The organism is Paraplanobispora siamensis, from assembly GCF_016863175.1.
Classification (GTDB): Bacteria; Actinomycetota; Actinomycetes; order Streptosporangiales; family Streptosporangiaceae; genus Planobispora; species Planobispora siamensis.
Map to the genome: position 1 here is coordinate 35,426 of NZ_BOOJ01000028.1, position 24,381 is coordinate 59,806.

Below are 24,381 nucleotides of genomic sequence, written 5' to 3' on the forward strand. Positions count from 1 at the left end.
CGTGCTCGAATCGCTGATCCGGGGGCTGGGCACCGGGTCGGTATACGCGCTGCTGGCCCTCGGATTCGTGATCATCTACAAGGCGACGCGGGTGATCAGCTTCGCCCAGCCCGCCCTCATGATCGCCGGTGCGGTGGCGGTCAGTTATCTGGTGCAGGTGACCGGCTTCTACCTCGCGGTCCTGCTGTCCACCCTGCTGATCGCCGGGGTCGCGCTGGCCGTCGAGCGGGTCGCGATCCGCCCGATGGTGGGCCGGCCCGTCTTCGTCGTGGCGATCATCACGCTCGGCGTCGACGTGGTCATCCGGGTGGTGGTCAACGGCTTCATCGGGCTCGACGTGCGCCAGGTCGGCGACCCGTGGGGGCTGCGGCTGGCGGACATCGGCGGCCTGGTCGTGCAGCAGCGGTGGATCGCGATGTTCCTGACCACGGCCGTGCTGGTGGGGCTGCTGTTCGCCTTCTTCCGCTACACCCGCTACGGCCTGGCCATGCGGGCGGCGGCCTTCGACCAGGAGACCGCGCTGGCCCAGGGCGTCTCGGTGGGCATGGTCTTCGCCCTGTCCTGGGGCCTGGCCGGCGGGCTGGCCGCCGTCGCGGGGACCTTCGTCGGCACCGGGCAGGGGGTGGACCAGCTCACCTGGATCATCGCGCTCAAGGCGCTGCCCGCGATCATCGTCGGCGGGCTCGACTCACTCGGCGGCGCGGTCATCGGCGGGCTGGTGATCGGGGTCGTGGAGTCGCTCGTCCAGTCCTACCAGGGGGATCTGGCGCCCTGGCTGGGACAGAACTTCGCGGTCGTCACGCCGTACGTGGTGATGCTCCTGGTCCTGCTGGTCAGACCGTACGGCCTGTTCGGCACCCCGGAGGTGGAGCGCGTATGACGCGGATGACCGGGCGGACCGGCGACCTGGAGGCGGTCGCGGAGCCCCCGCGGGCGGGCCCGGCGGCTCCGCGGGCGCGCAGGCCCAGGGGACGGCCGCTGCTGTACACCTCCTACTCCCAGGACATGGCGCTGCTGGACACCCGGGCCAAGAAGGTCTGGCTGGCGCTGCTGCTCGGCGTCGCGATCCTGTTCAGCGGCCTGCCCGACGACCTGCTGATCCTGCTGGCCGGCGGGTACGTCGCGGCGATCGGCGCCATCGGGCTCAACATCGTCACCGGCTACGCCGGCCAGGTCTCGCTCGGCCACGCCTTCTTCATCGCCGTCGGCGCCTACACCTCGGCGGCGCTGTCGGGGGACCCCGAGGGCCGGGTCGTCGGCTTCGGGATCACCAACATGATCGTCTGGCTGCCCGCCGCCGGGCTGGTCGCGGCGCTGGCCGGGGTGCTCGTGGCCCCGCTGGCCGCCCGGCTGCGCGGCCTGTACCTGGCGATCGTCACGCTCGGGCTGGTCTTCCTCGGCGAGCACATCTTCAAGGAGTGGGACCACCTGACCGGAGGGCCGGGGGTGGGCCGCCCGGCCGCGGTGCCCGAGCTGTTCGGGTTCCGCTTCGACGTCGACAGCGCGCTCGGCACCCGGGCGCAGTCGCTCTACATGCTCATGCTGGTCCTGCTCGTGCTCTTCGCGGTGACCGCGCGCAACCTCGCCAGGTCCAGGATCGGCCGGGCCTTCTCCGCGATCCGCGACCGGGACATCGCCGCGGAGGTGATCGGCGTGCCGCTGACCCGGTACAAGACGCTCGCCTTCGCGATCTCCTCGTTCTACGCGGGCTGCGCGGGCGCGCTGATGTACACGATCACCGGGTTCTTCGACCCGGGCTCGTTCAACCTGCTGATGTCGGTGCAGTTCATCGCGATGATCCTGATCGGCGGCGTGGCCACGGTCTCCGGCGCCGTAGCCGGCGCGCTGTTCATCACCCTGCTGCCCCGGCTGACCCAGGAACTGCCGGCCCTGCTGCCGTTCGTCAGCGCCGACACCACCCAGACACCCAACGTCTTCCAGGTGCAGGTCGCCCTGTACGGCCTGCTGATCGTGCTGTTCCTGGTCTTCGAGCCCCGAGGGCTGTTCGGCCTGTGGATCCGCGTGCGGGCCTACTGGAAGAGCTGGCCCTTCTCCTACTAAGCCCTCTCACGCCAAAGGAGTGAGTCCATGTCGAAGCGCCACCTGGTGATAGCGGTCTCCGTGGTGGCCCTTCTGTCCGCGTGCGGCGTCATCCGGGGGGACGACGAGGACCAGAAGGCCGCCGTGACCACGGGAGTCACCAACGAACCCTGCCCCCTGGCGGTGGACAGGAACAAGGGGTGCGTCTATCTCGGCACCATCTCCGACCTGACCTCCGGGCCGTTCGCCGCGCTCGCCGTACCGATCACCCAGGCGCAGAAGGCGTTCTGGAACCGGGTCAACAAGGCGGGCGGCATCGGCGGCAAGTACGAGGTGGACGTGCAGGCCTACGTCCGCGACAACAAGTACAACCCCGAGACGCACAACCAGGTCTACCAGGAGATCAAGAACAACGTGCTCGGCCTGGCCCAGACGCTCGGCTCGCCGACCACCGCGGCCATCCTCGCCGACCTGAAGGCCAACAACGTGGTCTCCGCGCCCGCGTCGTGGACCTCGGCCTGGGAGTTCGAGGACGTCATCGTGGAGAGCGGCTCCAACTACTGCGTCGAGTCGATGAACGCCGTCGACTACGCGATGGAGACCTACGAGCCCAAGACCGTGATGGCCGTGCACTACGCCGGTGACTACGGCGCCGACGCCGCGGCCGGGGCGAAGATCGCGGCGGAGAGGAACAGCCTGGAGTTCACCGCGGTGGAGACCCCCGCCGGCGCGACCGAGCAGGGGCGGGCCATCACCGAGATCACCAAGAACAAGCCGGACCTGGTCATCCTGACCACCGGCCCGGCCGACGCCGCCGCGATCATCGGCCAGTCGGCCGCCGCCGGGTTCAAGGGCCGCTTCATCGGCACCGGCCCCACCTGGAACCCGGCGCTGCTGCAGAGCCCGGCCGCGCCCGCGATCCTGGCCCTGTACGAGCAGTCCTCGCCCGGCCGTCCCTGGGGCGCCGACACCCCCGGGCACCGGGCGATGCGCGAGGCGCTGGGCAACGTCACGCCCAACGACGGCTACACCTCGGGGTGGGCCTGGTCCTACCCGCTCAAGGCCGCGCTCGACAAGATGGTCGCCGGCGGGGACATCAGCCGCAAGGGCCTGCTCGCCGCGGTCAAGTCGCTGTCCACGGTCGACTACGAGGGCATGCTGCCCCCCGAGGCCGGCAACTACGCGGGCGACCCCGGCACCGCGACGTTCCGGCAGACGCTGATCTCCAAGCCCGACAGGGCGGCGCCCACCGGCGTCACGATCGTCAAGGACTTCTACACCGGTCCGACCGCGCAGTCCTACACGATGGACGGTCCCTGCTTCGAGAAGCTCTGATCCGCCAGGGAGGCCATGACGGGCCGGTACGGCGCGCCGTACCGGCCCGTTGGGTAGTGTCGGGTCATGCGACCTCTTCAGCGACGAACACTCGCTTTCGCCGCCTCCGCACTGGCCGCGGCCCTCCTGACCACCGGCTGCTCCGAGCTCCAGCAGGTGAGCGAGGGCGTCGACAAAGCCCAGCAGTGCATCCAGGCCGCCGGGATCGTGACCGAGACCGTGTCGAAGGTCGGGGGCCTGATCAACGACCCCGCCGCGATGGAGCAGGCGCTCAACGACGGCGCCGCCAAGCTCGGCGACCTGGCCGACAAGGCCGCCAACACCTCGCTGAAGGAGGCCGCCGACAGCGTCTCCAACAGCCTGGACTCCCTCAACGTGAACAGCGCCAACGAGGCCGTCGACGCGGCGCAGAAGGTCGCCTCCGACAGCGCGCAGTGGGTGAATGAGCTCACCAACGCCTGCGGCGGTGGCGGCGGCTGAACCTCGGCCGTCCCCGTTGTCCAATCCCGCCTTCTCTAGGGGAAATGTCGTTGAATTAGCGTCGATGGCATGGGCACCTCGAAAGAGCCGGCCGACCTCGATGGAAAGGAGCCGGACCCCCGGTTCACACTGGCGAACGAGCGGACCTTCCTGACCTGGCTGAGCACGTCGCTCGCGCTGAGCGCGGGCGGCGTCGCCATGGCGGCGGTCTCGCCGGATGCCTTCGTACCGTGGATGCGGACCGCGCTCGCGGTCGTCCTGGTCTCGCTGTCCGCGCTGTGCGCGGGGATGGCCTATCCCCGCTGGCGGCACGTCCAGAACGCGCTGCGCAGCCAGGCCCCCATCCCCCCGCCCGCGCTGGCGCCCCTGTTCGGCTACGGCGTGGCCGCCGTGGCCCTGCTGGCTCTCGTCCTCATCCTGACCGGCCGATGAGCGCCGGGCGATGAGCGCCGGATGATGAGCGCCGGATGATGAGCGAGGCTCCCTGGGACCAGGGGCTGCAGAGCGAGCGTACCCGGCTGGCCTGGGTCCGCACCGCCACGATGCTGGCCGCCAGCGGCCTGGGCGCCGGAGGGGTCGCGCTGCGCACCGGCGTCCCCCCGATGGTCGCGGCGCCCTTCGCGGTGGCGGCCCTGTGCGGTGCGGTCCTGCTGGCCCGCACCGGAGTACGCTATCGGCGCGTCCAGGAGGCCCTGCACCGGGGCCGCCCGCTCGACGAGCGCGCCGACGCCCTCCTCGCCTGGTTCGGCACCCTCGCCGCCGTGGCCGGTTCGGCCGTCTTCGTCCTCGTACGCTGAGGCGGCCCCTCCCGCCCTCCGTTCAGCCGGCGTCCACCGCCTGCGGCGCGGCTTCGGTGTGGCGCAGGTCGCCGGGGCGGATCAGGACCAGGGCGAGTACGGCCGCGGCCATCGCGACGGCCGCGCCGACGGCGCCGATCACGCCGACCGCGCCGGCCAGCGCCTCGCGGCCGGGCGCGGCCAGGGCGGGCGGCACGGCCTCCAGCCGGCCCGTCGTGACCGCGTCGGCGACGGCGCCGGGCAGGGCCGCGTGGATGTGCGCGCTGAACAGGACGCCGAAGGCGGCCGTCCCGAGCGCGGTGCCCAGCGGCAGGAACGAGTTGATCAGCCCGGAGGCGACCCCGGTGCGCTCGGGCGGCACGACGTTCATGGCGATGGTCATGTTGGGGGTGGCGACCATTCCCATCCCCAGGCCCAGCAGGAGCAGCCCGGGCAGCAGCCGGGTCCAGGAACCGCCGGCGTCGGCCAGCGGCAGCGCGGCCAGTCCCGCGGCGCTGACGGCGAATCCGGCCGAGGCCAGCCGGCCCGGCGGCACGCGTGCGGCCAGCCGCGCCGAGAGCAGCCCGCCGGCCACCAGCATGACGCTCAGCCCGAGCAGCCGGAGGCCGACCTCGAACGCGCTGTAGGCGTAGGCGCCCTCCAGGAAGAGCACCAGGTAGGCGAGCAGGCCGAAGCTGACGGTGCGGGCCAGCAGGGCGACGAGGGCGGCGCCGGTGAAGGACGGGACGGCGAACAGCGACAGGTCCAGCAGCGGGCGGGAGCCGTACCGCTGGGTGAGCACGAACGCGGCCAGCCCGGCCAGCCCGATCCCCGCCTGGCCCAGGGTGGCGGCGCTGTTCCAGCCCTGGACCTGGCCGCGCAGCAGGGCCAGGGTGATCGCCGACACCCCGACGGTGAGGGTGAGCACGCCGGCGACGTCGATGCGCACGGAACGGCCGCGGGGGTCGGGGGCCATGTGGCGCAGTGCCAGTGCCGCCACCGCGGCGCCGAGCGGGACGTTGACCAGGAACAGGCTGCGCCAGCCGACGCTCTCCACCAGCAGACCGCCGACCAGCGGGCCGACGGCGCCGGCGGCCATGGCGGTCGCGCCGAAGACCGCGATCGCCTTCGTCCTGGCCTGGCCCGTGTAGTTGGCCGCGATGATCGCCATCGCCGGGGCGAAGGCGAAGGCGCCGCCCAGTCCCTGGAGCGCGCGCAGGACGTCCAGCGCGACCACTCCCGGGGCCAGGCCGCAGCCGAGCGAGGCCAGGGTGAACACCGACAGGCCGCCGACGAACACGCGCCGCCGGCCCACCTGGTCGGCCAGCGATCCGGCGGCCAGCAGGACCGAGGCGAAGGCGAGGGTGTAGGCGGTGATGACCCACTGCAGGTCGGCCAGGCTCGCTCCCAGGTCGTCGCGGACCTCCGGCAGAGCGACGTTGACGATCGTGATGTCCAGCGTCATCACCATGCAGGCGGCGGTGACCAGGCCCAACGCCCATCCTGGGCGATAGCGGACAGCTTCCATGCGGACCTCCTTGTTAGGTGAGCCTCACCTATTAAAGACAAGCTGTCACTAATTATCCAGAGGTTCTGCGGAACAATGGGCGAGTGGACGATCAGCAACGGCGGCCCGTGCCCGGCCGCCCCCGAGGCCGGCCGCCGCGCCTGACGCGGCAGGTGATCGCCGACGCGGCCCTGGCCGTCGGCTTCGGCAACCTGACACTGGCCACCGTCGCCGAGAAGCTGTCGGCCAGCCACTCGGCGCTCTACCGCCATGTCGCCGATCGTGAGGATCTCGTCGTGGCGGCCGTCGACCGGATCATCCAGCTGGCCGAATGGCCCGAGCCCGGCGAGGACTGGCGCGCCTACCTGTCGGCGCAGGGGTGGGCGGTCTGGCGGCTGCTGGAGGCCCACCCGGGGCTGGATCGCGAGCTGCTCACCCTCACCCGGATCCCCGAGGGCCTGATGGCCCGCTTCGGCGCGGCCATCCACGGGCTGGTCGGCCACGGGTTCAGCCTGGAGGCGGCCTTCCTGGCCGCCGACACCGTCTACGACCTGGCCGTGGGCCAGTTCGCGGTGGCCGGGCAGCTCGACGCCCCGGTGGGGGAGAGCACCGTGCGCGCCGACACCGCCGAGGCCCTGGCCGACGTCGCGGGACCGGACATCGCGCCGCTGCTGCGAGAGGCGCTGGCCGATCCGTCGCACGTGTGGTTCGGCAGGAAACTCGAGCTGGTCCTGGACGGCGTCGCCGTACGGCTGGCGCCGCGGACCCGCGACGACGACACCGGCGGACCGGAGGGCTGAGGCGGTGGCGCCGGTGGTCCGGGAGGGGGCGGCGCGGTCGGTCAGCCGGGTGTCCGGGTCAGCCGGGTGTCCGGGTCAGCGGGGCATCCGCTCGGTGGTCTCCGCGACCATCTGTGACAGGACCGGTGTGAGCTCCGGGCGCTCGCGGAGCATCTCCTGCAGGCGGACCCGCCAGACTCCGGCCTCGGAGTAGGCGGCGTCCTCCTGCTGGAGCCGCAGGCGCGTCTCGGCCAGCTTCAGCTGGTACATCTCGCCGAAGTAGCGGCCGACCATGTCGGTGAGCCACCAGTAGACCTCGGCGTTGGCCGCGGCGACGAAGACTCGCGCGCCGTCCATGGCCACTCGGGGTTGGTGGAGGACGCCCATGGCTGGACGGTATTCCTGATCCACCCCTGCGGCAAGAGCGTTCCCGCCGCTCCGTGGGACGGGCTGGAACCGTTGTGTCCTCCGGCTTTGGCGCGGCGGGAGGAGTGGAGCAAGATATCGGCCTATGTCGCGATTTGATGATCTGGCCCGGTACGCGGCGGAGATCGCGCCCGTGATCGACGTCGTCCACGTCGGCGTCCACGCCGCGAGCCGGCCGCTGGGCCGGGAGCTCGTCGCGCGATGGGACGGGGACCCGGGTCTCGTGATCGACCTGCGGTACGTGCTCCCGGCCCGCCCGCTGACCCGCGAGGGTCTGGCCGCCGTCTACCGGTACGACCCCGTGGGGGAGGAGGAGATCGCGGAGCAGGTCGGGCGGGGCGTCCTGACCGACGACGGCGGCGCGCTGCGCGCCACGGACCGGGCGCTGGCGTTCATCGCGGAGCTGTACGGCGTGCACGCCGCGGCGACCGCCGGGCTGTGGGCGCCGCACGCCGCCCGGGTGCCGGTCCTGGCCGGCCTCGCCGGCCGCCTCCTGGCCGCCGGTGAGCGCAGCGGCGGCCCCGCGTTCGCCCAGGTCTCCCCGCCCCATGAACCGGAGGGGACCCCGGCGGGCGTACTGCTGTTCAACCGCCTGGCGGCGCTGCGCCTGCACCGCGCCGACGCCCACGCCGCAGCCTGGAGCGCGGCCGGCCTCACCGCCCGGCAGATCGTCACCATGCCGCCGGGCCCCGCCCGCGAAGCGATCGAGGCCGACACCAACCGCCGCGCGGCCGCGCCGTACGAGAGCCTGACCGCCCCGGAGCGGGAGACCCTCCTGGAGGGTCTGCGCACCCTCATGTGACGGGCCGGGGAGAGGGGCAGGAAAGAGTCAGGACTCGGCGCCCAGGGCGATGGTCTCGGCGACCTCGGTGTGGCGCTCGGCCTCCTCGACGGCGAAGCGTTCGGCGTCGAGCTTGTCGGCGATGTCCTCGTCCTGCTTCATCAGCGCGTCCAGGCTCTGGCCGGCCATCTCCAGCACGCCCATGTCGGCGTAGGCCTGCTGCAGGCGGGGGCTCCACAGGCCGATGTCCTTGACGCACGGGACGATGCGGCTGAACAGCAGCGAGCGGAACAGCCGCAGGTACTCCGACTGGTCCACGGCCTCCATGGCCTGGGCGACCTCGGCCTTGCTCAGGCCGAGGTTCTCCCAGGTCTCCCGGCCGCGCAGGCGGTCGCGCATCAGGTAGCAGCCCTCGATGACGAAGTCCTCGCGCTCGCGCAGCTCGCTCTCGCTGAGGTTGCGGTAGTAGTCGCGCAGCGCCATGCGGCCGAAGGCGACGTGGCGGGCCTCGTCCTGCATCACGTAGGCGAGGATCTGCTTGGGCAGCGGCTTGGTGGTGATGTCGCGCATCACGCCGAAGGCGGCCAGGGCCAGGCCCTCGATGAGCACCTGCATGCCCAGGTAGGGCATGTCCCAGCGGGAGTCGCTCAGGGTGCTGTCCAGCAGCGACTTGAGGTGCTCGTTGATGGGGTAGGCCAGGCCGACCTTCTCCTGCAGGAAACGGGCGTAGGTCTCGGCGTGCCGGGCCTCGTCCATGGTCTGGGTGGCGGCGTAGAACTTGGAGTCGAGGTCGGGGACCGACTCGACGATCCGGGCTGAGCAGATCATCGCGCCCTGCTCGCCGTGCAGGAACTGGGAGAACTGCCAGGCCACGTTGTGCAGGCGGACGTCCCGGCGCTGCTTCTCGTCCATCCGGTCCCACAACGGGGTGCCGTAGATGGCGATGGTGGTGTCGGGGATGCCGAGGATGTCGTACGGATCGACCTCGAGGTCCCAGTCGATGCGCTTGACGGAGTCCCACTGCTTGTCCTTGCCCTTCTGGTACAGGGCGAGCATGCGGTCTCTGCCGTCGTCGTATTCCCAGGTGAAGCGGGCGGCGCCCGCGGCCTCCACGTCCCACGTGGAGAGTCCGGCCGGGATCGTGTACAGGTCGTGCGTCGACAATGCGACCTCCAGGGACGTACACCGTACGTATGTCTGGAGCGTGGCACGTACGGTGTACGTCCGTCAATGGGCGGGAGGAGAATGGGGCCATGCCTGTCGAGCCGCTGTCCCGCCCGCGCATCGTCGCCGCCGCCATCGACCTGATCGAGCGCGAGGGGGCCGACGCGATATCCATGCGCAGGATCGCCGCCGACCTGGGCGTGGGCGTCATGTCGCTCTACAACCACGTGCCCAACAAGGCGACGCTGCTGGACGCGGTGGCCGAGACGGTGCTGTCGGGGATCGAGTTCACCGACGACCCCGACGCCGACTGGACCGACCGCGTGCGCATGCAGGCGCGGGCGTTCCGGCAGATCGCCCACCACTATCCCCGGTGCACGATGGTGGTGGTCAGCCGCCAGCTCCAGTCGCCGGCCGGGATGCTGCCGGTCGAGCGGGCGCTCGCCACGCTGCGCAGCGTCGGCTTCGACGGCGAGGAGGCGGTGCGCATCCTGCGGATGTTCATCGCCTACATCGTGGGGTCGCTGCTGCGGGAGGTCGGCGTCACCCCCACCTTCGCCCCGGTCCACCACTCCCAGGTGGACATCGAGAAGGTGGACCCGGTGCTGTTCCCCGAGACCAGGTCCCTGGCGGTGGAGCTGGGCGCCTGCGACCACGAGGCCGAGTTCGAGTTCGGGATGGAGCTTCTCATCCAGGCCATCGCCGGCCGTCTCGCCGGGCGCGGGAGGTGAGGTCCCGGGTCCGGCCGCAGACCGGTGGAAGCCGGTGGAAAAGGGTGACGCCCGGGGCTCCCGAAACCCCGGGCGTCGGCGAGGAGTGTGCCCTTCCCCTGGCAACTCCCCGCGTGGGTCAATACCAGTTCCTCGACCGGAAGTGACCCCACGCGCCGCACGGTGACCCGTAGCGGCTCTTGATGTAGCGCAGACCCCAGTGGATCTGCGTGGCCGGGTTGGACCGCCAGTCCCCGCCGCTGCCGCTCATCTTCGAGCCCGGCAGCGCCTGGGGGATGCCGTAGGCACCCGAGGAGCGGTTCTGCGCCCGGTGGTTCCAGTTGCTCTCCCTGGTCCAGAGACTGTCCAGGCACTGGAACTGGTTCTGGGACCACGCCCGGCGGGAGACGAGGCGGAAAGCGATCGCCTTGTTCCTGCCCTTGGCGGTCCTGGCACGTGACCTGGCCCGGGGCTCCGCCCGGGTCGACCACACGCCCCGGTGGACGTTCCCCGTCGACCGCACGCTCTGGTGAACCGCCTGAGCCGCCCCTTCCCTGGACGGTTCGGCGTTCTCCTCGGCGTGCCCGGTCATCGTCGATCCGATCACGGTGGACGCGGTGAGCACGGTCACGGCCGTGGCACGGAGAACGCGGTTTCCGTTCATCATCATCCTTCCGTCGGGCCGCGTGCGGGAGGCGGACGGGGACGTGAAGATCCCCACCCGCTCGGCGCTCCCTCGCCCGTGGCTCGCACGAGGGGCGCCCGCGTGGTCGGCCGGCATGTTCCGGCACGACGCCGCGGCGGTGTCTCTAGGCGGTTTCTAGTACGCCGGGGCGGCGCCGGAGGGCGGCTGCGACACGGGAAAGAGAGCTGTTTACCCGATCTTCGAAACCTCCGGGCGGTTCGGAGGGTGCGGGCTGAACACGGTCCGCGGACCGAGGGGGCGGCCGGGTGGAAAAAATCGGCCTGTCATGGGGTTTGAAGCGCGATGCCCCGTCTGGTCGGGACTCGTCGCGGATGGGGAACGGCGTGCCGCGAGGCGGGGGATGCCCCGCCGATGCGGGTGAAAGGCCGCCGATTACCCTCTGGTCATGAACATTCGTGACATCCCGGTAGAAACCCTGTCCGGTACCCCCACCACGATCGCCGAACTCGTCGGCGACAAGTCCCTGCTCATCGTGAACGTGGCCTCCAAGTGCGGTCTCACTCCGCAGTACGCGGGCCTGGTCGACCTCCAGCGGACCTACGGCGAGCGCGGGTTCACCGTCGTCGGCGTGCCGTGCAACCAGTTCATGGGCCAGGAGCCGGGCACCGCCGAGGAGATCCAGGAGTTCTGCGCGGTGAACTACGGCGTCGACTTCCCGCTGCTGGCCAAGAGCGAGGTCAACGGCGAGGGCAGGCACCCGCTCTACGCCGAGCTGACCGAGGTCGCCGACGCCGAGGGCGCAGCGGGGGACGTGCAGTGGAACTTCGAGAAGTTCCTGGTCGCCCGCGACGGGCGGATCCTGGGCCGGTTCCGGCCCGGCGTCGTGCCCGAGGACCCCGCCCTCGTCGAGGCGATCGAGAAGTCCCTCTGAGTCCCGGCCGGTTCACTGAGTGCGGCGCGGGCCGCAGCTGCCCCTGACGATCAGTTCGGTGGGCAGCAGCGCCCCGCGCGGGCGCCGTCCGCCGGCGCGCAGCACCAGTTCGGCCGCGCGGTAGCCGATGTCCTGGGCGGGCTCGGCGATCACGGTCAGCGGGGGGGAGCACAGCTCCGCCCAGGGCACGTCGTCGAACATGATCAGCGAGAGGTCCTTGGGCACCCGCAGGTCGAGCTCCCTGGCGGCGAGCACGGCGGCCTCGCCCAGCTGGTTGCCCCCGGCGAGCACGGCGGTCAGGTCGGGCCGGTGCTGGAAGAGCCCGGCCGCCGCCGCGTAGGCGGAGTCGCGGCTGCCCCGCGCGAAGACGATGAGCTCCTCGTCCACCAGCGCGCCCAGCGTCTGCCGGAAGACCGAGACCCGGCTGTCCTGCCCGGGGCCGCCCAGATAGGCGATGCGCCGGTGGCCCAGCCCCGTCAGATAGTCCACCGCGGTGCGCACGCCCGCCCGGTCGTCGGCGAGGACGGCCGGCACATCCTGGCGGCCCGCGGCGAGCCGGTGGGCGAACACGGTGGTCAGCCCGCTGCGCAGGGTCGGCTCCCAGATCTCCCCGTTGCCGGCGGGCACCGCCACCACCCGGTCGACCCCCTGCTCCAGCAGCACGGCGATCTCCTCGGCCTCGCGCTCGGCGTCGTCGCCGGTGGTGCCCAGGATGACCGGCTCGCCGGCCGAGCGCGCGCAGGCCAGCACGCCGTCGGCCAGGCGGCCGTAGAAGCTGTCGGTGATGTCGGGCACGAGCAGCCCGATCCCGCCCGAGCGCCGCTGGCGCAGGTTGCGCCCGAGCGCGCTGGGCCGGTAGTCGAGCTGGGCCGCCACGGTCAGCACCCGTTCCCGCGTCTCCGGGCTGGCCGAGCCGCCCGACAGCACCCGGGAGACCGTGGCCACTCCGACGCCCGCCGCCTCCGCGACGTCCTTGATGGTGGTCCGGCGCATGTTCATGGAAACGATTCCATCATGGTTTCCGTGGTGGCGACAGCACGGAGAGGTAACGGCGCCGCAGGTGACAAGCCAAAACTCTCTGGACCCTTGACAGCGATGTCCGGTTCAGGTGAGATTCATGAAAACGTATCCACATCGGGTGAACGCGGGGTTGGCCCGAAGCGCTAAGGACTGTCCATGGCATCCATCGTTCTCAACAACGTCGACAAGATTTATGCGGGCGGCGTGAAGGCAGTGAACGGCCTCAACCTTGAGATCAAGGACGGGGAGTTCATGGTGCTGGTCGGTCCGTCCGGTTGCGGTAAGTCCACCGCCCTGCGGATGATCGCCGGTCTTGAGGACATCAGCGGCGGCGAGATCCTCATCGGCGAGAAGGTGGTCAACCACCTGCCGCCCAAGGACCGCGACATCGCCATGGTCTTCCAGAACTACGCGCTCTACCCGCACATGACCGTCGAGGAGAACCTCGCCTTCGGTCTCAAGCTCCGCAAGATGCCCAAGGCGGAGATCTCCAAGCGCGTCGGCGAGGCCGCCAAGATGCTCGGCCTGGAGCAGTACCTCAAGCGCAAGCCGGCCGCCCTGTCCGGTGGTCAGCGCCAGCGTGTCGCGATGGGCCGCGCCATCGTGCGTGAGCCGCAGGCCTTCCTCATGGACGAGCCGCTGTCCAACCTCGACGCCAAGCTCCGCGTCTCCATGCGCGCCTCGCTCAACACGATGCACGAGCGCCTCGGCGTGACCACCGTCTACGTCACGCACGACCAGGTCGAGGCCATGACCCTGGGCGACCGCGTCTGCGTCCTGCGCGACGGTCTGCTCCAGCAGGTCGACACCCCGCAGAACCTCTTCGACAACCCGGTCAACCTGTTCGTCGCAGGCTTCATGGGCTCCCCGTCGATGAACTTCGTCAACGCCGAGCTGGTCCGCGGCGAGGGCGGCGCCGCCGTCGCGTTCGCCGGCTACAAGCTGCCGGTGCCGCAGTCGACCTTCAACGACAAGCCCGGTCTCGACCAGTACCTCGGCAAGCAGGTCATCCTGGGCATCCGCCCCTCCGACTTCGAGGACTCGGTGGCGGCCAACGGCCACGCCGGCGGCTGGGTCCGCCTGCCGGTCCGCGCCGAGGTCACCGAGGAGCTGGGCTCCGAGATCAACGTCCTGTTCCTGATCGACGCCCCGCCGGTCCAGCACCAGGACACCGTGGCCGCGGCCGACGCCGGTGACGACGAGGACGCCACCCTCCCGCTGGTCGGCGACAAGTCGCTGTGGACCGCCCGCGTGAACTCCCGCAGCCACGTCCGCCCCGGCCAGCACATCGAGCTGGTCGTGGACACCCACAACCTGCACTTCTTCGACCCGGCCTCCGGCCTGTCGATCGGCCACACCGCGGGCATCCGCGTCTGACCATCCCCGCAGGGCGAACGGGCCCGCGCCACGACCCCCTCCCGTGGCGCGGGCCCGTTCCCGTCCGCGCACGCCGTACGGCCCCGCGGCGAAAGGCCGTACGGCCCGGGCGGGGCCGTACGGCGCGGCGGGCCGGCTACCTGCGCCCGAGGCGGCGCGAGACCTGGCCGGTGAGCTTGCCCGGGACCAGCCTGCCGACCGCGACGATGGCCTTGTAGCGCAGGTCCGGCACGCTCACCCAGGCGCCGCGCGCCAGGTCGCGCATGGCCTCGGCGACCACCTTGTCGGCCGACAGCCACAGCACGCCGGGGATGCCGGAGACGTCCATCGAGGCGCGCTCGTGGAACTCGGTGCGGACGAAGCCGGGGCACAGGGCCATGACCCGCACCCGCTCGCCGGCCAGCTCGGCGGCCGTCGACCGGCTGAAGTTGACCACCCAGGCCTTGGACGCGCTGTAGGTCCCCCGGGTGAAGAACGCCGCCACCGAGGCCACGTTGATCACTCCTCCCCGGTCGCGCTCCCGCATCCCCGGCAGCGCGGCCATCGTCAGGCGCAGCACCGCCTCGCAGTGCAGCTTCAGCATCCGCAGCTCGTCGGCCACGGGGACGTCGAGGAAGGCGCCGCGGTGGCCGAAGCCCGCGTTGTTGACCAGCAGGTCGACCCCTTCGCGGAGCCGCTGCTCGACCGCCGCGAGGCCGTCCTCGGCGGTCAGGTCGGCGGGGAGCACCTCGACCCGCACCCCGTAGCGCAGGCGCAGTTCCTCGGCGGAGACGGCCAGGCGCTTGTCGTCGCGGGCGACCAGGACGAGGGAGAACCCGTCGGCGGCCAGGCGGCGCGCGAACGCGGCGCCGATGCCGGCGGTCGCGCCAGTGATCAGTGCGGAAGGCATGACGGCAGTCTAGGCACCGGGCCTGCGCCCCCGTCCGGCGGGATCACGACCGCCGGCGGGGGAGTCTTCAGGGAACCTCCACCCTTCCCGCCGGGTAGAGGGATCATCGAGGGTGGAGACCCGGAGGCTGGAGGGTGAGAACTGTGAGGATCTTCTCGTACCGGATGGGCGCGGGGACGGCTCTGCTGTGCGCGGTGCTGGCCGCCTGTTCGGCGGGCGGGCCGGCGGCCCCGCCCTCGGCCGCCGGGTCCGTGAGCGAGCCCTCCGCCACCGGGTCCGCACCCGGGCCCTCCGAGCCCGCGGGCTCGCCCTCCGCGTCCCCGGCCGCCCGGCCGCGTTTCACCGAGATCGCCCAGCTGGACCGGCCCGTGGCGATGGCCGTGCGCCCGGACGACTCCACGCTCTACGTCGCCGAGCAGAGCGGGCGGCTGCGGGCCGTCGCGGACGGCGAGGTCGCCGCCCGGCCCGTGGTGGACCTGTCGGAGGAGGTGAGCCAGGGCAACGAGCAGGGACTCCTGGGTGTGGCGTTCCACCCCGACGGGGACTTCCTCTATCTGAACTGGACCGACCGCGACGGGCACACCCACATCACGGAGTGGGCCTTCGACGGCCGCCGGGCGAGCGGCCGCAGGGACGTGCTGACCCAGCGCCAGCCGTACGCCAACCACAACGGCGGGCAGCTGGCCTTCGGGCCGGACGGCTATCTCTACATCGCGCTGGGCGACGGGGGCAGCGGGGGAGATCCGCAGGGCAACGGGCAGGACCTGGGCACCTGGCTGGGGAAGATCCTCAGGATCGACCCGCGCGGCAGGCCGTACACCGTTCCCGAGGACAACCCGTTCGTGGGAAAGAAGGGCGCCAAGCCTGAAATATGGTCGTACGGCCTGCGCAACCCCTGGCGCTTCACCTTCGACCGCCGGACCGGTGACATGTGGATCGGCGACGTCGGCCAGAACGCCTGGGAGGAGGTGGACTTCGAGCCCGCGGGGGAGGGCGGGCGCAACTACGGCTGGAACCTCCGGGAGGGCCGCCACCCGTTCCAGGGGAACGCCCCGAAGGGCCGGACGACCGATCCGGTCATCGAGTACCCGCTCGGCGAGGGCGGCAACTGCTCGGTGATCGCCGGATACGTCTACCGGGGGACCAGGCTTCCCGGCCTGTCGGGGCGCTTCCTCTACGGGGACTTCTGCGCGGGCTGGATCAGGTCGACCCCCGCCGACCGGCCGGGCGAGGGAGACAAGATCGGTGATGTCCGGCAGCTGTCGTCCTTCGGCCAGGACCACGACGGGGAGCTCTACGCGCTCAGCCTGGAGGGCCCCCTGTACCGCCTGGAGGCCGCACCCTAGTCCTCCATGAACCGGGAGATCAGATCCTCGACCTGGGCGTCGAGCCTGGCCCCGCGCGGCCATCCCGCGTAGTGGGTGAGGAAGATGACGATCTCGCGCAGTTCCTCCGGGGTGAACTGCCCGGTCCGCAGCCCGGCGTCGAGCTGCACCCCGAGCACGTCGTCCATGCCCTGGCCGATGAGCAGGCCCACCAGGAGCAGCCTGCGGTCCCGCATGCTCAGCCCTTCGCGGGACCAGACCTCGGCGAACAGGTGCTCGACCGTCATGCCGAAGAAGTCGCCGGGCTCGTCGCCGGAGTCGCCCCGGCCGCTGACCCGTCTCATGATCTCCAATCCGCGCGCTCGGCGGTCAGAAGGGGTGTCGCCCGAGTTTCCGTTCATGAGTCACTCCGAGTCCGTCAACCGGCGGTCGAGAACGAGCGCGGCGAGGACGTCGCGACCCTCCCATCCTTGGCCGGTTCCGGCATGAGGGATAGCTCCTTACACACTAGGAGGCCCGACATGCGTGTATATATCGCCATCTGCTGAAGGGGCCGGTCGGCGGCCCCCGTGCGTCCCCGCGCCGTAAAAGATCACACAGATCGGGTTGCGCCCACGTTGCCGGGCCCCGGTCGCCTATGGAGGGTGACGCTCTTTACAGAAGCGATGTTGAGAATTCAACTGGGCGCGTGGAATTGACCGGATGATGTGTAACAAGTGGAGCCCATATAGCGCCAAGATTTGGTCAAGATTTCCAAGATAGCCGGGCGTCCGAAGGAGAGAGATACTCGAAAAACGGGCATAAGTCCCCCGTTGACTTCCAAGGCGGAGGTATAGCCCTGGTGAAAAGATCAAGGGCCGTCTTCACCCTCTCGGCGATGCTCATCACCACTCTGACCTTCGGACTCACCGGGTGCGCCAGCCCGGAGTTCACCTACGTCCGCCACGACAGCGGAGAGACCTACTTCAAGGTGCCCGCCAGCTGGCACGCGGTCGACCAGGAGACGCTGTCGCGGTTCTTCACCCAGGGCGACCCCGACTCGGCCACGGCCCAGCTGAGCAAGAAGCTCATCTGGCTGGCCGCCTACGACGCCCACGCCGAGCCCGCCGTCGGGCACCTGTACGGCCTGGGCAGCACGGACGAGCCGTTCGTCTTCGTCCGGGTCACGACGCTCCTGCCCGAGCAGCGCGACATGATGTCCCTCAACGTCATGCGCGACGCCCTCCTGCCCGTCACGGAGAGCGCCCGCCAGCAGGCGCTGGCGATCCCCGGTTACCCGGCCACCGACTTCGAACTGCTGGCCGACGAGGTGATCCAGCCCGGGGACGGATTGCAGGGCGTGCACGTGCGCTTCAACTACGCGATCCAGGGCGCCGGGACCCACACCTTCGACCTCACCGCCTATCTCGCCGCCGACGGCCAGCGGTTGTCCACGATGCTGATCCGCTGCTCGGCGTCGTGTTATCGCGAGCGCGCCGCGGAATTCGACGCGATCGCCCAGTCCTTCAAGGTCATCAAACGCCCCATGGGGTGAGGAGAGGCCGATAGATGAAGTCACCCGCACCGCCCCCTCACGTCGAAGGCCTCCGCCCGCCGGGCAGCGGCCCGACCGATCCCGAGTCCCAGACCAGGAAGCGCATGCCGTTCTGGGACCGGATCAAGTTCGTCCTCATCCTGACGATCATCTACTTCGTGCTGGTCTGGAACAAGATGGCCTCCTTCGAGGGCGTCATGACCTTCCAGGACGCGCTGATCCTCACCGCGCGGGACGCGCAGTGGATCTTCTGGCTGCTGGGCGCCGAGATCCTGCGCCAGGTCCACTTCGGCATCAGCGAGCACTCGGCCGGCTACCACAGGTTCTGGACGCGCTCGGTGTTCGGCGGCTTCGAGCGCTGGACCCATCGCCGCTTCTCCGACTGGAACCGCTTCCGCCTCGCCCGGGCGATCAAGTGGCTGTTCTGGATCGCGGTCCTGGCGCTGATCCTCGGCGAGGTGCTCGACACCTCACCCGCCATCGCGCTGTTCCAGGCGCCGGCCCTGATCTGGCAGGCGCTGCCGTACGTCGCGCAGCTGGCCTTCGCCTTCTTCTTCATCGCCTTCCAGTTCATCGGCCTGTTCTGGCTGCTGTCCCGCGGTGGGGTCGAGACCTACTTCCCCGACGACATCAAGACGCGCTTCACCGACGTGTGGGGCCAGGATCACGTGGTCGAGCGGGTCAAGGAGAACATCGTCTTCCTGGAGAAGCCGGACGCCATCGAGGAGCGCGGCGGCTACGTGCCCAGCGGCCTGCTGCTGTGGGGACCGCCCGGCACCGGCAAGACCCTGATGGCCGAGGCGGTGGCCGGTGAGACCGGCAAGCCGTACGTCTTCGTCGACCCCGGCGCGTTCGTCAACATGTTCATGGGCATCGGCATCCTGAAGGTGAAGTCGCTGTTCAGGAAGCTGCGCAAGCTCGCACTGCGGTACGGCGGCGTCATCGTCTTCTTCGACGAGGCCGACTCCCTCGGCCGCCGCGGCTCGCTGGCCCAGCAGGGGCCCAGGGGCGGGCCCGGTTTCTCCCCGCACTCCGGCGGCTGCCACGGCTTCGGCTACCTGTCCGAGGACACGCGGTGGCTGCTGACCCGCGACACCGGCGGGCGGCAGGAGCCCGAGACCGGGCGCAACCGCTTCTTCATGGGCGGCAACATGGGCGGCGGCGGAGACCCCGGCACCCTGCAGGCGCTGCTCACCGAGCTGTCGGGCCTGAAGAAGCCGCGCGGCCTGGTCAACCGCTACGTGCGCAGGCTGTTCGGCATGCGGCCCAAGCCGCCGCCGAAGTACCGGATCCTGGTCATGATGGCCACCAACATGCCCAACTCGCTGGACGAGGCGCTGCTGCGGCCCGGGCGCATCGACCGCATCTACAAGGTGGGCTACCCGTCCAAGGCGGGCCGGGTGCGCACCTACCGGGGCTACTTCGACAAGGTCCAGCACGAGCTGACCGAGGAGCAGCTCGACAAGCTCGCCACGATCACCCCCTACGCCACCGGCGCCACGATCAAGGACCTGGTGAACGAGTCGCTGATCACCGCGATCCGCGACGGCCGCGATGTCATCACCTGGTCCGACGTGACCCGGGCCAAGCGGCTCAAGCAACTCGGCCCGCCCGAGGACGTGGAGTACATCGAGCGCGAGCGCCACGCGGTCGCCGTGCACGAGGCGTGCCACGCCGTGGCCGCCTACCGCACGCGCTTCCACCTGGAGATCGACATCGCCACGATCGAGAAGGGCGCCGACTATCTCGGCATGGTGGCGAGCATCAAGCCCGAGGACCAGTTCACCCGGTGGAAGTCCGAGCACGAGGCCGACATCATGGTCTCGCTCGCCTCGCTGGCCGGAGAGCGGATGTTCTTCGCCGAGGACAACTCCTCCGGCGTCTCCGGGGACCTGTTCTCGGCCACCTACCTCACCGCGCTGATGGAGGCGCACTGGGGGATGGGACGCGGGGTGACCTCGCTGCCCGCGCTGCAGGAGCTGGAGATCATGGGCGGCAAGTCCATGCCCAGGCCCGGCGGCGGCGCCGGGGGCATCGGCTTCACCAAGCCGCCCGGCGGCGCGCAGAAGGCCGCCCCCGACGTGCTCGGCGAGCGCATCGAGTTCAACCTGGTGCGCCTGCTGGACAGGACGGAGGAGCTGCTCCGGGAGCACCGGCGGGAGGTGCTCTGCCTGGCCCACGCCCTGGAGACCCACAAGACGCTGAACGGCGACGACGTGGTGGCGATCCTGGAGCAGCGGCAGGGACCGCTGGTCGACGGCTCGGTCTACGCCTCGGACGATCTCTACGCCGAGATCGAGGAGTACCACGAGGAGGCGGCCAGGGCGCACCGCGAGCACAGCCGGGTGGCGCGCGAACTGCCCGTGCCGGTGACCGTGCCGCGGCTGGAGCCCTCGGTCCCGGTCATCCAGGGTTCCGTGGTGACGGGCAACGGGCACGGCTCGGCGACGTCCCTGGAGCCGCTCGCGGAGAACGGGCCGGAGTTCGTGCCGTGGGAGGACAAGAAGGAGCACGTCGCGGTCGAGACCCCGCTGCCGGAGGCCGAGGAGGAGGTACGGCCCGTCGCGCCCCCGCCCAGGCGGCGCAGGTTCAGGGCCTTCGCGGTGGTCGTGGCCAGTCTCGTGGCCCTGGCCCTGTTCACCCTGCTCGGGGTGTACGTGTTCACCGGGGACCCGTCTGTGACGGCCGGCGCGGGCCTCGACGCGGAGCGCGGCACGCTCCTGGTGGTCTTCGTCGCGGTGGTGGCCGTCGTGGTGGGGGCGGGCATCGCCTTCGCGGTGATCCGGGGCGTGCAGTCTGCCCGGGCCAGGGCGGAGGCGCAACGGGACCGCGCGGTGGAGCGGGCCCAACTGCTGGCAGCCGCGATGGACCCGGAGATCGCCATGCGCCTTCTGGGATACAACGGCCCGGACGGCGAACGCCCGGCCAGGTGATCGGATGACGGCTGAGAGGTCCTGGGGGGAACCGGGGCGATGGGCTCCCCCCGGGACCTCTCAGCCGAACTCGCCGCGCTTGATCCCGGTGACGAAGGCGTCCCACTCGTCCGAGGTGAACGTCAGCGCCGGTCCGTCGGGGTCCTTGGAGTCACGCACCAGATAGAGTCCGCCGGATGCGGATCCCGGCTCGGACGCTGCCGGACCGCCGGGGACGACCGCCACTTCCACGCAGTCGCCTCCGTCGGTGCTGCGGCTGCTCTTGCGCCACGTGACGCGAGAGGGATCCATCAGGGTCACCCGCCTTCTTCGACTCCTTTCGTTATGTCATCTCCTCGGCCGCCCGGGCAATGCGGGCGGTCGAGGCCTGCTCGTCGAGGGCCAGCGCCGTCAGGTCGTCGAACATCCGGGTGTAGCGCCGCGCCTCCTCGGGGTCGTCCGAGACGAGACCCCTGGTGGCCCGCTCCAGGTAGACCAGGTCGGGATCGGCGGCCTCGGGGAGCCTGAGCAGGCAGAACTTGCCGTCCATCGCCGCGTGCGCCCCCGCTGAGAACGGGATGACCCGCAGCTCCACGTTGGGCAGCGCGCCGAGCCGGACCAGATGCTCCAGCTGCTCGCGCATCACCTCCCGGCCGCCGACCTGGCGCCACAGGACCGCCTCGTCGAGCACGGCGACCAGGTGGATAGGGTCGCCCGGACCGTGCAGCAGCCGCTGGCGCGAGGCGCGCACCGCGACCTTCTCGTCGATCTCGGCGGGGGAGCAGGCGGGGGCGACGGCCTCGATGACCGCGCGGGCGTACGCCTCGGTCTGCGTCAGGCCGGGCACGACCAGCGGCTCGTAGACCCGCACCGCCGACGCCTCGGCCTCCAGTCCGATGTAGGAGTCGAAGCCGGGCTTGAGGGCCCGGCGGTGCCGGTGCCACCAGCCCCGCCGCCGGGCCTCCTTGGCCATCTGGAGCAGGGACTCGCGCTCCTCTCCGTCGACGCCGTACACGCTGGTGAGCGCCGCCACATCGGAGGGTTTGGGACGGGTCAGACCCGTCTCGTATCTCCAGAGCGTGGTGTCGGTGGACCCGATCAGGGCGGCGACCTCGGCCCGCGAGAGTCCGCTGTCGCATCGGAGGCGGTTCAGTTCGGCCATCAGCCGGCGGTGCCTGGCTGTGGGACTGCACCGGGTCATGACGGGAGACCTCCATCTTCCGGCACGAAACTGTGGAATTTCACTTTGGGATGTCGCTGTCTTTGATAGAACAGTTCACTGTGAGTGAGTGTGCCATCTCAGAGCGCGATCCGCAGAAGAACGCGCCCGTGGGGAGCGAGGTCGACCATGAGGACCGGGCAGCAGACCGTCGCCCCCCGATCCACCGTCATTCTGCGGGGGGTGCCGGAGGCGGTGGCGATGGCCCGGCGGCAGGTGACCGAGCTCCTGGGGGAGAGCCATCCGGCCTCCGATGACGTCGTGCTGCTCGTCAGCGAGGTGGTCACGAACTCGGTGGTTCACTCAGGATCGGCCGGCGGGGGTCGGGTGATCATGACCGTGGCGGTGGAGTCGGGGGCCGTCACGGTCGAGGTGTGCGACGCCGGTTCGACGAGGTCGGCGCCGTACATCCGCAACGAGCCGGACGCCGAGGGCGGCCGGGGGTTGTTCCTGGTGGATCTGATCGCCTCCCGTTGGGGGGTGCGGGAGGAGAGTCCGCGGGGGAGCAGGACACTCTGGTTCGAGGTCCCCTTCTGAGGCTCGTGGCGCTCTTCCGGGGGAAGCGGTGACTCCTTTCGGAAGACGTCGTGTTCTTCGGGTCGCGCCGGAATTGGGTCTTTCCGGATCGACCTCCGTGCTTGACTCTCAGTGCAGGCGTGCGACAACCCCCCAAGAGCGCGCCTGAGGAGGACCCGGTGAGAAACCGTCTGATCGTCGGAATCGCCGCCCTGGCGCTGCTATGCCTCGGCATGACCGGAGTGGAGGGCTCGGCGGAACCACCGCCCAACAGCCAGTACACCGTCGAGGGTCCCAGTGACTCCCGGCAGCGCAGCGCGGTCGCGGCCACGGGTGCCGCGATCGACCAGGTGGATCCCACCTCGATCGTGGTCACCGCCACGGAGGCTGAGATCGCCGCCATCAAGAAGCTGGGTTTCAAGGTCACGAAGATCGAGCGATCGTTATCCCCTGACGCCCGCGCGCTCGACTTCCCGCCGGCCGACTCCGGCTATCACAACTACGCCGAGATGAACGCCGAGATCAACGCCCTGGTCGCGGCCCATCCGAACATCATGAGCCAGGCGAACTACGGCACGTCGTACGAGGGCAGGAACCTCCGCCTGATCAAGATCAGCGACAACGTGGGCACGGACGAGAACGAGCCCGAGGTGCTGTTCACCCACCACCAGCACGCCCGCGAGCACCTGACGGTCGAGATGGCGCTGTACATCATGCACCTCCTGACCGACAACTACGGCAGCGACAGCCGCATCACCAACCTGGTGAACAGCCGCGAGATCTGGATCATGCCGGACATGAACCCGGACGGCGGTGAGTACGACATCGCGACCGGCTCCTACCGCTCCTGGCGCAAGAACCGCCAGCCCAACTCGGGTTCGTCCGCCGTGGGCACCGACATGAACCGCAACTGGGCCTACAACTGGGGCTGCTGCAACGGCTCCTCCGGCTCCACCTCCAGTGAGACCTACCGCGGCCCGTCGGCCGAGTCGGCCCCCGAGGTGCGGGCGGCGGCCAACTGGGTGCGCGGCCGGGTCGTCGGCGGTGTGCAGCAGATCAAGTCACACATCGACTGGCACACCTACAGCGAGCTGATCCTGTGGCCCTACGGCTACACCTTCAACGACACCGCGCCGGGCCTGACCCAGGACGACCGGGACGCCCACGCCACCCTGGGCCAGAACATGGCCTCGACCAACGGCTACACCCCGGAACAGGCCAGTGACCTGTACATCACGGACGGGACCATCGACGACTGGATGTGGGGCGCCTACAAGATCTTCAGCTTCACCTTCGAGATGTACCCGACCGGCTCCAACCCCGGCTTCTACCCGCCGGACGAGCAGATCGTCCCGCAGACCACCCGCAACCGGGAGGCCGTGCTGCGCTTCCTCGAGTACTCCGACTGCGTCTACCGGATCATCGGCAAGGAGTCGCAGTACTGCGGGACCGGCACGCCGCCCACGACGGTCTACTCCGACACCTTCGAGACGGCGACCGGCTGGACGACCAACCCGGGCGGCACCGACACCGCCACCACCGGAACGTGGGAGCGCGGTGACCCGGCGGCCACCACCTCCAGCGGCGCCAAGCAGCTCGGCACCACGGTCAGCGGGACCAACGACCTGGTCACCGGCCGTCTGGCGGGCTCCTCGGCGGGCGCCTACGACATCGACGGCGGCGTCACCAGCATCCAGTCACCGCCGATCGCCCTGCCGTCGAGCGGGACGCTGAACCTGTCGCTGTCGTGGTACCTGGCGCACGGTTCCAACTCCTCCAGCGCCGACTACCTGCGGGTGAGGGTCGTCGGCAACACCACCTCGACGGTCCTCAACCAGGCGGGCGCGGCGAGCAACCGCAACGGCGCCTGGGCGACGGCCACGGCGAGCCTGAACGCCTTCGCCGGGCAGACCGTCCGGATCCTGATCGACGCGGCCGACGCCTCCGGAGCCTCGCTGGTCGAGGCCGGGGTCGACGACGTCAGGATCACTCAGCAGCAGTGAGCCGCTGAACG

At 70.5% G+C, this 24,381-nt stretch carries 25 protein-coding genes; 16 read left to right on the plus strand and 9 right to left on the minus strand.

All coding sequences use genetic code 11. The features are described 5' to 3' along the window. The first annotated feature begins 1 nt into the window (after position 1). The 6 genes from Psi01_RS16060 (at position 2) to Psi01_RS16085 (ending at position 4,652) form a co-directional block, all read left to right on the plus strand. Positions 2-880 carry a branched-chain amino acid ABC transporter permease gene (locus tag Psi01_RS16060; protein ID WP_204064819.1) on the plus strand — a complete coding sequence of 293 codons (879 nt, stop codon included), beginning with the start codon at positions 2-4 and terminating at the stop codon, positions 878-880. Next, positions 877-2,061 (plus strand): branched-chain amino acid ABC transporter permease, encoded by a 1,185-nt coding sequence (locus Psi01_RS16065; RefSeq protein WP_204064820.1) that lies wholly within the window; start codon positions 877-879, stop codon positions 2,059-2,061. The genes Psi01_RS16060 and Psi01_RS16065 overlap by 4 nt, the downstream gene beginning before the upstream one ends. A 27-nt stretch (positions 2,062-2,088) precedes the next feature. Further along, on the plus strand, positions 2,089-3,375 hold the full coding sequence (locus Psi01_RS16070) for an ABC transporter substrate-binding protein (protein WP_204064821.1): 1,287 nt from the start codon (positions 2,089-2,091) through the stop codon (positions 3,373-3,375). Positions 3,376-3,441: 66 nt separating this feature from the next. Then, on the plus strand, positions 3,442-3,855 hold the full coding sequence (locus Psi01_RS16075) for a DUF8711 family protein (RefSeq protein WP_204064822.1): 414 nt from the start codon (positions 3,442-3,444) through the stop codon (positions 3,853-3,855). A gap of 69 nt (positions 3,856-3,924) precedes the next feature. Then, a complete protein-coding gene (locus Psi01_RS16080; protein WP_204064823.1) occupies positions 3,925-4,287 on the plus strand; it encodes a YidH family protein in 363 nt (120 codons plus the stop codon). A 35-nt stretch (positions 4,288-4,322) separates the two neighbouring features. After that, on the plus strand, positions 4,323-4,652 hold the full coding sequence (locus Psi01_RS16085) for a DUF202 domain-containing protein (protein WP_239127752.1): 330 nt from the start codon (positions 4,323-4,325) through the stop codon (positions 4,650-4,652). 22 nt (positions 4,653-4,674) lie between these two features. On the opposite strand, the gene Psi01_RS16090 is transcribed toward Psi01_RS16085, so the two are convergent. Further along, positions 4,675-6,159, minus strand: a complete 1,485-nt coding sequence (locus Psi01_RS16090) for an MFS transporter (protein ID WP_204064824.1) — start codon at positions 6,157-6,159, stop codon at positions 4,675-4,677. 83 nt (positions 6,160-6,242) lie between these two features. Here Psi01_RS16090 and Psi01_RS16095 point away from each other — a divergent pair, with 83 nt between their 5' ends. Further along, the gene (locus Psi01_RS16095) at positions 6,243-6,938 is read left to right on the plus strand and encodes a TetR/AcrR family transcriptional regulator (protein ID WP_204064825.1); all 696 of its coding nucleotides are present in this window, start codon (positions 6,243-6,245) and stop codon (positions 6,936-6,938) included. Positions 6,939-7,013: 75 nt separating this feature from the next. Here Psi01_RS16095 and Psi01_RS16100 read toward each other — a convergent pair whose 3' ends face one another. Next, complete coding sequence (locus Psi01_RS16100; protein ID WP_204064826.1) at positions 7,014-7,304, minus strand: hypothetical protein; 291 nt, start codon at positions 7,302-7,304, stop codon at positions 7,014-7,016. A 124-nt stretch (positions 7,305-7,428) separates the two neighbouring features. Between Psi01_RS16100 and Psi01_RS16105 the strand changes: the two genes are divergently transcribed. After that, positions 7,429-8,145, plus strand: a complete 717-nt coding sequence (locus Psi01_RS16105; protein WP_204064827.1) for a hypothetical protein — start codon at positions 7,429-7,431, stop codon at positions 8,143-8,145. Positions 8,146-8,172: 27 nt separating this feature from the next. Here Psi01_RS16105 and Psi01_RS16110 read toward each other — a convergent pair whose 3' ends face one another. Next, complete coding sequence (locus tag Psi01_RS16110; protein ID WP_204064828.1) at positions 8,173-9,288, minus strand: ferritin-like domain-containing protein; 1,116 nt, start codon at positions 9,286-9,288, stop codon at positions 8,173-8,175. Positions 9,289-9,377: 89 nt separating this feature from the next. On the opposite strand from Psi01_RS16110, the gene Psi01_RS16115 reads away from it, so the two are divergent. After that, the gene (locus tag Psi01_RS16115; protein WP_204064829.1) at positions 9,378-10,019 is read left to right on the plus strand and encodes a TetR/AcrR family transcriptional regulator; all 642 of its coding nucleotides are present in this window, start codon (positions 9,378-9,380) and stop codon (positions 10,017-10,019) included. Positions 10,020-10,137: 118 nt separating this feature from the next. On the opposite strand, the gene Psi01_RS16120 is transcribed toward Psi01_RS16115, so the two are convergent. Next, a complete protein-coding gene (locus tag Psi01_RS16120; RefSeq protein WP_204064830.1) occupies positions 10,138-10,662 on the minus strand; it encodes an aggregation-promoting factor C-terminal-like domain-containing protein in 525 nt (174 codons plus the stop codon). Positions 10,663-11,089: 427 nt separating this feature from the next. Between Psi01_RS16120 and Psi01_RS16125 the strand changes: the two genes are divergently transcribed. Then, positions 11,090-11,575, plus strand: coding sequence for a glutathione peroxidase (locus Psi01_RS16125; protein WP_204064831.1), 486 nt, complete (start codon positions 11,090-11,092; stop codon positions 11,573-11,575). 12 nt (positions 11,576-11,587) lie between these two features. Here Psi01_RS16125 and Psi01_RS16130 read toward each other — a convergent pair whose 3' ends face one another. Next, a complete protein-coding gene (locus Psi01_RS16130; RefSeq protein ID WP_204064832.1) occupies positions 11,588-12,574 on the minus strand; it encodes a LacI family DNA-binding transcriptional regulator in 987 nt (328 codons plus the stop codon). Between the two features lie 177 nt (positions 12,575-12,751). Here Psi01_RS16130 and Psi01_RS16135 point away from each other — a divergent pair, with 177 nt between their 5' ends. Next, a complete protein-coding gene (locus Psi01_RS16135; RefSeq protein ID WP_204064833.1) occupies positions 12,752-13,972 on the plus strand; it encodes an ABC transporter ATP-binding protein in 1,221 nt (406 codons plus the stop codon). A gap of 136 nt (positions 13,973-14,108) precedes the next feature. On the opposite strand, the gene Psi01_RS16140 is transcribed toward Psi01_RS16135, so the two are convergent. After that, positions 14,109-14,861 (minus strand): SDR family NAD(P)-dependent oxidoreductase, encoded by a 753-nt coding sequence (locus Psi01_RS16140; protein ID WP_204064834.1) that lies wholly within the window; start codon positions 14,859-14,861, stop codon positions 14,109-14,111. Positions 14,862-15,004: 143 nt separating this feature from the next. Between Psi01_RS16140 and Psi01_RS16145 the strand changes: the two genes are divergently transcribed. Further along, positions 15,005-16,207: a PQQ-dependent sugar dehydrogenase gene (locus Psi01_RS16145; RefSeq protein ID WP_239127753.1), complete on the plus strand. Its 1,203-nt coding sequence runs from the start codon at positions 15,005-15,007 to the stop codon at positions 16,205-16,207. Here Psi01_RS16145 and Psi01_RS16150 read toward each other — a convergent pair. Next, positions 16,204-16,530, minus strand: coding sequence for a carboxymuconolactone decarboxylase family protein (locus tag Psi01_RS16150; RefSeq protein WP_239127754.1), 327 nt, complete (start codon positions 16,528-16,530; stop codon positions 16,204-16,206). The genes Psi01_RS16145 and Psi01_RS16150 overlap by 4 nt on opposite strands. Positions 16,531-17,063: 533 nt before the next feature. Between Psi01_RS16150 and Psi01_RS16155 the strand changes: the two genes are divergently transcribed. Continuing rightward, on the plus strand, positions 17,064-17,720 hold the full coding sequence (locus Psi01_RS16155; RefSeq protein WP_204064836.1) for a hypothetical protein: 657 nt from the start codon (positions 17,064-17,066) through the stop codon (positions 17,718-17,720). Between the two features lie 14 nt (positions 17,721-17,734). Beyond that, positions 17,735-20,653 (plus strand): AAA family ATPase, encoded by a 2,919-nt coding sequence (locus tag Psi01_RS16160; protein ID WP_204064837.1) that lies wholly within the window; start codon positions 17,735-17,737, stop codon positions 20,651-20,653. A 60-nt stretch (positions 20,654-20,713) separates the two neighbouring features. On the opposite strand, the gene Psi01_RS16165 is transcribed toward Psi01_RS16160, so the two are convergent. Next, a complete protein-coding gene (locus tag Psi01_RS16165; protein WP_204064838.1) occupies positions 20,714-20,944 on the minus strand; it encodes a DUF397 domain-containing protein in 231 nt (76 codons plus the stop codon). Between the two features lie 31 nt (positions 20,945-20,975). Continuing rightward, a complete protein-coding gene (locus tag Psi01_RS16170) occupies positions 20,976-21,833 on the minus strand; it encodes a helix-turn-helix domain-containing protein (RefSeq protein ID WP_239127755.1) in 858 nt (285 codons plus the stop codon). A 147-nt stretch (positions 21,834-21,980) separates the two neighbouring features. Here Psi01_RS16170 and Psi01_RS16175 point away from each other — a divergent pair, with 147 nt between their 5' ends. Together Psi01_RS16175 and Psi01_RS16180 are read left to right on the plus strand one after the other, a co-directional pair. Beyond that, complete coding sequence (locus tag Psi01_RS16175; protein ID WP_204064839.1) at positions 21,981-22,388, plus strand: ATP-binding protein; 408 nt, start codon at positions 21,981-21,983, stop codon at positions 22,386-22,388. A gap of 158 nt (positions 22,389-22,546) precedes the next feature. Further along, the gene (locus tag Psi01_RS16180) at positions 22,547-24,370 is read left to right on the plus strand and encodes a M14 family metallopeptidase (RefSeq protein WP_204064840.1); all 1,824 of its coding nucleotides are present in this window, start codon (positions 22,547-22,549) and stop codon (positions 24,368-24,370) included. The last annotated feature ends 11 nt before the right edge of the window (positions 24,371-24,381 follow it).

Coding starts and splice junctions, on each gene's coding strand:
- Psi01_RS16065 (WP_204064820.1), top strand. CDS start 877: ATGACGCGGATGACCGGGCGGACCGGCGACCTGGAGGCGGTCGCGGAG.
- Psi01_RS16070 (WP_204064821.1), top strand. CDS start 2,089: ATGTCGAAGCGCCACCTGGTGATAGCGGTCTCCGTGGTGGCCCTTCTG.
- Psi01_RS16075 (WP_204064822.1), top strand. CDS start 3,442: ATGCGACCTCTTCAGCGACGAACACTCGCTTTCGCCGCCTCCGCACTG.
- Psi01_RS16080 (WP_204064823.1), top strand. CDS start 3,925: ATGGGCACCTCGAAAGAGCCGGCCGACCTCGATGGAAAGGAGCCGGAC.
- Psi01_RS16085 (WP_239127752.1), top strand. CDS start 4,323: ATGATGAGCGAGGCTCCCTGGGACCAGGGGCTGCAGAGCGAGCGTACC.
- Psi01_RS16090 (WP_204064824.1), bottom strand. CDS start 6,159: ATGGAAGCTGTCCGCTATCGCCCAGGATGGGCGTTGGGCCTGGTCACC.
- Psi01_RS16100 (WP_204064826.1), bottom strand. CDS start 7,304: ATGGGCGTCCTCCACCAACCCCGAGTGGCCATGGACGGCGCGCGAGTC.
- Psi01_RS16105 (WP_204064827.1), top strand. CDS start 7,429: ATGTCGCGATTTGATGATCTGGCCCGGTACGCGGCGGAGATCGCGCCC.
- Psi01_RS16115 (WP_204064829.1), top strand. CDS start 9,378: ATGCCTGTCGAGCCGCTGTCCCGCCCGCGCATCGTCGCCGCCGCCATC.
- Psi01_RS16120 (WP_204064830.1), bottom strand. CDS start 10,662: ATGAACGGAAACCGCGTTCTCCGTGCCACGGCCGTGACCGTGCTCACC.
- Psi01_RS16125 (WP_204064831.1), top strand. CDS start 11,090: ATGAACATTCGTGACATCCCGGTAGAAACCCTGTCCGGTACCCCCACC.
- Psi01_RS16130 (WP_204064832.1), bottom strand. CDS start 12,574: ATGAACATGCGCCGGACCACCATCAAGGACGTCGCGGAGGCGGCGGGC.
- Psi01_RS16135 (WP_204064833.1), top strand. CDS start 12,752: ATGGCATCCATCGTTCTCAACAACGTCGACAAGATTTATGCGGGCGGC.
- Psi01_RS16140 (WP_204064834.1), bottom strand. CDS start 14,861: ATGCCTTCCGCACTGATCACTGGCGCGACCGCCGGCATCGGCGCCGCG.
- Psi01_RS16150 (WP_239127754.1), bottom strand. CDS start 16,530: ATGAGACGGGTCAGCGGCCGGGGCGACTCCGGCGACGAGCCCGGCGAC.
- Psi01_RS16155 (WP_204064836.1), top strand. CDS start 17,064: ATGCTCATCACCACTCTGACCTTCGGACTCACCGGGTGCGCCAGCCCG.
- Psi01_RS16160 (WP_204064837.1), top strand. CDS start 17,735: ATGAAGTCACCCGCACCGCCCCCTCACGTCGAAGGCCTCCGCCCGCCG.
- Psi01_RS16165 (WP_204064838.1), bottom strand. CDS start 20,944: ATGGATCCCTCTCGCGTCACGTGGCGCAAGAGCAGCCGCAGCACCGAC.
- Psi01_RS16170 (WP_239127755.1), bottom strand. CDS start 21,833: ATGACCCGGTGCAGTCCCACAGCCAGGCACCGCCGGCTGATGGCCGAA.
- Psi01_RS16175 (WP_204064839.1), top strand. CDS start 21,981: ATGAGGACCGGGCAGCAGACCGTCGCCCCCCGATCCACCGTCATTCTG.